Below are 6959 nucleotides of genomic sequence, written 5' to 3' on the forward strand. Positions count from 1 at the left end.
CCGCGACCCGCCCCGCCCTTCCCCGCATGCAGCCATCCCTGAAATACCTGAGCGCCTATTCCGAACAGACGCAAGCGCAAGTACAGCAACTGATCACGCAGGACAAGCTGGGCGAGGTGCTGCTGAAGCGCTATCCCGTCGCGCACGACGTGCGCAACGACAAGGCCCTGTACCAGTATGTGCAGGACTTGAAGAATGAATTCCTGCGCAACGCCGAACCCATCAACAAAGTGGCGTTCGACAGCAAGATCCACGTGATCCAGCATGCGCTGGGCTTGCACACGTCCATCTCGCGCGTGCAGGGCGGCAAGCTCAAGGCCAAGCATGAAATCCGCGTGGCCACCATGTTCAAGGAAGTGCCGCTGGAATTCCTGCGCATGATCGCCGTGCACGAGCTGGCGCACGTGAAGGAAAAGCAGCACGACAAGGCCTTCTACAAGCTGTGCACGTACATGGAGCCGCAATACCACCAGTACGAATTCGACGTGCGGCTGTACCTGACCCAGCTCGACCTGTCCGGCCAGCGCCTCTGGTCATGAGCGGGACGGCGCGGCCATGACCGGCGCCAACGACGCCGCGCCGCGCCCATGCCTTGCGCCCTGCCCTGCGAAATCAGCAGCGCGACAAGCCCTGCGGCCCAAGCGGAGAACGCCGCATGCCCCTTCCCATGATGGACGTAAAAAAGCCGCCCTGGCATCGGCCGGGCGGCTTGCGCGCCGGCGTGGCCGGCGCAGGGTTCACGCTCAGGCGGCGTTCTTGCGGCGGCGCAGGAACGCCAGCAGGCCCAGTCCGCCCAGCAGCATGCCGTAGGTGGCCGGTTCCGGCACGGCGCTCACGCTGGCGCCGATATTATCGACCTGGAAGGTATGGAAGGCGCCTTCCTTCCACGTGGCCGACAGCAGGTTGCTGAAACCCGTGAAGGTGTAATCGCTGAAGGTATGGCTGCCGTCGAGGCTGAACGTCTGCGTCACCGTGCCGCCGCCCACCTGGTGGCCGACGAAAGTTACGTCGTAAGAGCCGGGAAAGCTCACGAGATCGGCCAGGCTGATGGTGCTCAGCGAAAATGCCGCGCCGTCCGTGCGCTTCAGGGTCGTCGTCGACAGGGCCGACGCACCCAGGCCAGCCGAGCCGGCGTAGGCAAAATTGCCTTGATGGGGAGAGCTCAAGAACCCCAGGAAGCTGCTGTTGAAGTCGTAGCCGCTTTCCGAGTACGACGTAAACACGGAGCCGAAGAAGCCGGGTTGTTCCAGCGTATCGAAGCTGATGGTGGTGCTTTGTGCCTGGGCGCCGCCGGCGGCGAGAATGGCGGCGACAGCGGTCGCGCGCAAGAGGGTCATTGGTTTCAAAATAGCATCCTTTCGAGATGATGAAGTAGCGTGGCTGTGGCAACTTGAAACTGATCGGCACCATTTTCTGGGAGTCTGTCCTGCGCTCGTCGGTGTCCGGGATTCCTAACTTTTGAACCAGTCCAGTAGACCACACTCATGCCTAAAATGCATCTTCATTTTCAAAAAAACATGCCTACATAGAAATATTTATGTATATTTTTATTAATTAATTTATTGAGCTTGATCAATTTTCCCGTGCGGAAATAAAAAAGCCATGCACTTCGCAGTGCATGGCTCATGTGAAATTTCCGCATGGAAAACTTACGGTGCGCAATCCTTCAAGCGCTGCACCAGGGCCGCCGGATCGGCATCCGCATTGAGGAAGGCGGCATGCTGCGGGCGGATGAAGCCCTGTTCCTTGCCGTTTTGCACGAAAGCAAGCAAGCCATCGTAGAAACGGTCGACGTTGAGCAGGCCGATGGGCTTGGCATGCAGGCCCAGCTGGGCCCAGGTCAGCATCTCGAACAGCTCTTCCAGCGTGCCGTAGCCACCGGGCATGGCGATGAAGGCATCGGACAGGCTGGCCATCATGGCCTTGCGTTCGTGCATGTCCTTGACGATGAACTGGCGCGTCAGGCCCGTGTGGCCCACCTCGCGCTCGACCAGCTGCATGGGGATCACGCCCGTCACTTCGCCGCCCAGGCGCAGCACTTCATCGGCGATCACGCCCATCAGTCCCACCTTGCCGCCGCCATACACCAGTGAAATATTTTCCGCCACCAGCACGCGCGCCAGTTCCCGCGCCGCGACCGCATAGTCCGGCGACACGCCCGCGTTGGCGCCACAGTACACACATAAAGCCTTGATCACAGTAATCCTTACTCTTTCAGTTCATCAATCGCCGCCTCGACTTCGAGACGCTCCTTGGCATCGAGTGGCACGCACTCGGCCGCCAGTTCATACAGGGCCAGCGCTTCCGCCAGTTTTTTCTTTCCGTCGAGCATGTTCAGCGCCCGCGCATATTCGCTGTGGGCCAGCGCCGAATACGGCGTCAGGGCCAGCGCCGTCTTGAAATGCTGATAGCCATCTTCCTTGTTGGCACCATACGTCAGGCTGCCGATCATGGCGCCGACCTTGTCGATAATTTCCGTATGATAAATCCCAAACGCGATATGCGCTTCCGCGTGCATGGGCGCCACCGTCATCGTGCGGTCCAGGCTGTTGCGCACGCGCGCGCCCATGCCCTGCGCCAGGGCTTTCACGACGGAAGTGCCCAGCGCGTAGCGGCCCAGGCTGTAGGCATGCCAGTAATACCCGGCCGGATTGTCCGGCTGTTCGCTCTGCTGGCGCTCGCAGCGCTCCGCCACCTCTTCGTACATGTCGAGCTTCTGGCTGTCATTGACCTCCAGATGCGTGGCATAGATGCAGGTGGCCTTGTGCGCCACCGCATAGCCGGGCACGCCGACGGCCAGGCCCAGCTTCACGGCCCGTTCGAAGTCCCCGGCGTGGAAGGCCAGCCAGGCCTGCAGCAGCGCCGGGTGCGTGGGAAACGGCTCGACGTCGCCCGCATGCAGGCGCGGCCACGCCGCTTCCAGGCTCTGCGCCGTATAGGCATACGCTGCGTCAGGATAGGGGAATTGTTTCCAAGCCATGCCATGTCTCCTGTAAAAAGGTCCTCCGGCCTGCCCGGCAGCGCCGGCGCGCGGGACCGGACCGTCAGTCGTTCTTGAGTTTGGTCACATATTCTTCCGACAATTTGCGGAACAACAAATGCGTTTCATTGCGCAGGTAGGGCCCGATCAGGGACAGCACCTGGTAGCAGCCCCGCGCCAGCGCATCGGACATGGATTGCTGCTCGCTGTACTTGCGCGGGTTGCGCACGTACTCGTACGACAGCCAGTAGGTGGCGACCACCACCATATTCGTCGCCATGGCGCCGATCTCCATGTCCGACGCCTCCAGCGACTGTTCGCTGCGCAAATCCTCGCACAGCTGGGTGGCCACCTTGATCTTGTGCGCCAGGATCAGCTTGAAGTGCAATTCCAGCTTGCGGTTGCGCGACAGCAAATCATTGAGGTCGCGGTAAAAGAAGCGGTAGCGCCAGATCAGTTCGAACATCAGGTGCAGGTACAGCCAGACGTCCTCGATGTTCGAGCGGCGCCCGTCCGGCACGGTCAGGATGCGTTCGATTTCCGCCTCGAACTGCACGAAGATGGAATTGACGATATCGTCCTTGTTGCGAAAGTGGTAGTACAGGTTTCCCGGCGAGATATTCATCTCTTCCGCGATCACGGTGGTCGTGATATTCGGCTCACCGAACTCATTGAACAGGCGCAGCGACAACTCCAGGATGCGTTCGCGGGTACGGCGTGGTGCTTTTTGTAGCATGGCGGGCAATCTCTCTGTGTTCTGCCACAAGCATACCACCTAAGATAGCCGTAATGAAACACTGCGCCCGCCGGCCCCGGCGAAAAGGCCGGCCAAAAAAAAGCCTGCGCGAGCAGGCCGGACGAACAGCGGCGCCAGCTCAGGCCGCCGGGACTTTTTTCTTCGCCGCGGGCTTGGCTGCGGGCTTGGTCGCGGACTTGTCTACGGCCCTGGCTGCGGGCCTGGCCGGCGCCTTGGGCGCGGCCCTGGAGGCGGCCTTGGGGGCGGCCCTGGATGCAGCCTTGGGTGCCGCTTTCGGCGCCGCCTTCACGGCAGCTGCGGCAGCCGGCTTGGCGGCCGCCTTGACAGCCGACTTGGCGGCCGGCTGCGACAGCGCCGCCACCTGCGCGCTCAAGGCCGCGAGCTGCGCCTGCAGCGCGGCGATGTCATGCTGCGTGGGCACGCCGATGGTCGCCAGCGCGCGCGCCACGCGCTCCTCGAACACTTGCTCCAGCTTGTCCCAGGAACCGCTGGCCTGCTTGCCCACGCCATCGGCCAGCTTGCCGACGCTGTCGCTGACGCCGGCCACCTTGTCCTCGGCCCGCTTCTGGAATTCCGTGCCCTCCTTGACCAGCCTGGAAAACACGCGGCCGCCCTCTTCCTGCGCCTTGGCGAAGGCGCCCAGGCCCGCTTGCCAGATCTGCTGCGCGGACGAGCGCACGGCGTTCGCCAGTTCCTTGTCCTCCGCCAGTTCCTTCAGTTTCTTCACCATCGCCAGCTCCCGTCGTTTGCAAGGCCATCACCATCATGGATGCTTTTATTCTAGAGAGCAAAACTAGAGACGGGGGTCTAATCCGCCAGGAATCGCGCATGCAGGGTGCGCCAGCACACGCAAGCGGGCACTCAGGCGGCCGCCTTCACGGGACCGTGCAGCAGGCTGTGCAGGCGGAAGCCTTCGCGGATGTTCTCGCGCAGCACGGCGCCCTTCCATGGCTTGGTGTAGAAGCGGTCGACGGCGCCCCGGTTGATGGCCGCCATGATCGGCGTCAAGTCGGCGAAGGCGGACAGCATGATGCGGAAGGTATCGGGGCACAGGTGCTTGACCCGCTCCATGAATTCCGTGCCGCTCATCAGCGGCATGCACTGGTCGCACAGGATCACCTGCACCTTGTGGCGCGCCAGGATGTCGAAGCCCTCGGCCGCCGTCTGCGCCGTCAGGATGCGGTAACCATCCTGCGCGAGGAAATCGCTGAGCACGTCGAGCATGAAGACGTCGTCGTCGACGATCAGCAGGGTCTGCTGTTCTTCGCTGCCCGCATCGTGCGGCGCCTGCAGCAGCTTGCCGCCCATCAACATCTGCTCGAATTCCTCCTGCGGCACGGGACGGCTGAAATAATAACCCTGCATCTCGTCGCAGCCGTGGCGCCGCAGGTAGGCCAGCTGCGCATCGTTTTCCACGCCCTCGGCGATCACCTGCAGCTTCATGCTGTGCGCCATGCTGATGATGGCCAGCACGATGGCCGCGTCGTCCGGGTTGCTCGTCACTTCGCGCACGAAGGCGATGTCGATCTTCAGCTTGTCGATGGGAAAGCGCTTCAGGTAAGCCAGGCTGGAATAGCCGGTGCCGAAGTCGTCGATGGAAATCTGGATACCCAGCGCCTTGAGATTGCGCAAGACGGCGATGGTCTCCTCGGCATTCGACATCAGCGAGCTTTCCGTCAGCTCCAGCTCCAGCAGGTCGGGCGCGATGTCGTACTTGCGGATGGCCTTGAGCACTTCCTCCTCCAGGCCGCCGACGAAGAACTGGATGCCCGAGACGTTCACGGACAGGTGCACGGGACCGATGCTGCTGGCGCCCCACTCGCCGATTTTCTTGCACGCCTCGTCGAGCACCCAGTTGCCGACGCGCACGATCAGCCCCGTCTCTTCCAGCAGGGGGATGAACAGCGCGGGCGAGACCATGCCGTGGCCGGGGCGGCGCCAGCGTATCAGCGCCTCGGCGCCGCTGATGCGCCCGGAGATGATATTCACCTTGGGCTGGAAGAACAGCACGAATTCCTCGTTGTCGATGGCGCGCCGCAGGGCGTTTTCCATGTCCAGGCGGGCCATCGACTGGGCGTTCATCTCCGCCGTGAAGAAGCGGAAGGCGTCGCGGCCCGCCTCCTTGGCCCGGTACATGGCCGTGTCGGCATACTGGATCAGGGTATCGGCATCGACGGCATCGTCGGGATACACGGAAATGCCGATGCTCACCGTCACCGTCACTTCATGGCCCTGCAGGTCGAAGGGCTTGCGCATCGCTTCGCGGATCTTGTCGACCACGCCCACGGCATGCTGCGCGCCTTCGGGCAGCACCAGGATGGCGGCGAATTCATCGCCGCCAAAGCGGCCGATGGTGTCGCGCACGCGCAGGCAGTCGACGAGGCGGCTGGCAAACTGGCGCAGCAGGTCGTCGCCGATGGTGTGGCCCAGGGTGTCATTGACATTCTTGAAACGGTCGATATCCATGAACAGCACGGCCACGGCCCACTGGTGTTCGGCCGCCTGGGCCAGCGAATGGGTCAGCGAGGCGTAGAACTGGCTGCGGTTCGGCAAGCCCGTGAGCGTGTCGAAATGGGCCAGCTTCATCAGGCGCTGCTCGGCGTCCTTGCGTTCGGTGATGTCGCGCGCCACGGCCACCAGGATCCAGCTCTGGCCCGAGCGCAGGGTGCGCCGCTGCACTTCCACCGACAGGCGCGAGCCGTCCTTGCGCTGCAGCTGCAATTCCGTCATCGGGCCGCCCTGGTCGCCGGCCAGCAGCTTGGTGTACAGTTCCTCGAGCTGGGTTTCGCCCTCGTGCGCGCGGCCCGGCCCCACGCGCAGGAAATCCTCGCGCTCGAAGCCCAGCATGCGGCAAGCCGTCTGGTTGACGTCGACAAAGCACATGCCGGCGCGGTCGACGAGGAAAATCGCGTCGGCCGTCGCATCCATCGCCAGGCGGAAGCGGCGCAGGTCTTCGTCGAGGCGGATGCGCGCGGCCATGTCCAGGGTCAGCTGCTCGTGGTGGCGCTTGATTTCATCGTACAGCAGCAGGTTGTCATAGGCGACGGCGATCTGCGCGGCCACCGTGGCGGCCACGCGCTCGTCGACTTCGGAAAATTCGTTCGCCCCCAGCTTGTCCACCAGGTACAGCCAGCCGTGGCTGCGCTCGCGCGAGGCGATGGCCACGCCCAGGAAGGAATGCACGGGCGGGTGGGACTCGGGCAGACCCAGCTCGGCGGGGTC

The 6959-nt window shown here is 63.1% G+C and carries 7 protein-coding genes; 1 reads left to right on the top strand and 6 read right to left on the bottom strand.

Translation table 11 applies throughout. The features are described 5' to 3' along the window. Positions 1 to 26: 26 nt before the first annotated feature. The gene (locus EBS11_RS27670; protein WP_290608628.1) at positions 27 to 539 is read left to right on the top strand and encodes a M48 family metallopeptidase; all 513 of its coding nucleotides are present in this window, start codon (positions 27 to 29) and stop codon (positions 537 to 539) included. Positions 540 to 743: 204 nt separating this feature from the next. On the opposite strand, the gene EBS11_RS27675 is transcribed toward EBS11_RS27670, so the two are convergent. The 6 genes from EBS11_RS27675 to EBS11_RS27700 all read right to left on the bottom strand — a co-directional run. Then, complete coding sequence (locus tag EBS11_RS27675) at positions 744 to 1337, bottom strand: PEP-CTERM sorting domain-containing protein (protein ID WP_290608630.1); 594 nt, start codon at positions 1335 to 1337, stop codon at positions 744 to 746. 312 nt (positions 1338 to 1649) lie between these two features. Beyond that, positions 1650 to 2195, bottom strand: coding sequence for a TIGR00730 family Rossman fold protein (locus EBS11_RS27680; RefSeq protein ID WP_290608632.1), 546 nt, complete (start codon positions 2193 to 2195; stop codon positions 1650 to 1652). An 11-nt stretch (positions 2196 to 2206) separates the two neighbouring features. Beyond that, a complete protein-coding gene (locus EBS11_RS27685; RefSeq protein WP_290608618.1) occupies positions 2207 to 2980 on the bottom strand; it encodes a hypothetical protein in 774 nt (257 codons plus the stop codon). Between the two features lie 64 nt (positions 2981 to 3044). Beyond that, a complete protein-coding gene (locus EBS11_RS27690) occupies positions 3045 to 3716 on the bottom strand; it encodes a TetR/AcrR family transcriptional regulator (RefSeq protein ID WP_071324565.1) in 672 nt (223 codons plus the stop codon). A gap of 139 nt (positions 3717 to 3855) precedes the next feature. Then, positions 3856 to 4467: a phasin family protein gene (locus EBS11_RS27695; RefSeq protein WP_290608624.1), complete on the bottom strand. Its 612-nt coding sequence runs from the start codon at positions 4465 to 4467 to the stop codon at positions 3856 to 3858. 131 nt (positions 4468 to 4598) lie between these two features. Then, positions 4599 to 6959, bottom strand: a 2361-nt coding sequence (locus EBS11_RS27700) for an EAL domain-containing protein (protein WP_290608626.1), incomplete at its 5' end; no start/stop codon positions are given.

Source organism: Janthinobacterium sp., assembly GCF_009923995.1.
In the GTDB taxonomy this organism is placed as follows: domain Bacteria; phylum Pseudomonadota; class Gammaproteobacteria; order Burkholderiales; family Burkholderiaceae_D; genus Janthinobacterium.

Coding starts and splice junctions, on each gene's coding strand:
- EBS11_RS27690 (WP_071324565.1), bottom strand. CDS start 3,716: ATGCTACAAAAAGCACCACGCCGTACCCGCGAACGCATCCTGGAGTTG.
- EBS11_RS27685 (WP_290608618.1), bottom strand. CDS start 2,980: ATGGCTTGGAAACAATTCCCCTATCCTGACGCAGCGTATGCCTATACG.
- EBS11_RS27670 (WP_290608628.1), top strand. CDS start 27: ATGCAGCCATCCCTGAAATACCTGAGCGCCTATTCCGAACAGACGCAA.
- EBS11_RS27695 (WP_290608624.1), bottom strand. CDS start 4,467: ATGGTGAAGAAACTGAAGGAACTGGCGGAGGACAAGGAACTGGCGAAC.
- EBS11_RS27675 (WP_290608630.1), bottom strand. CDS start 1,337: ATGACCCTCTTGCGCGCGACCGCTGTCGCCGCCATTCTCGCCGCCGGC.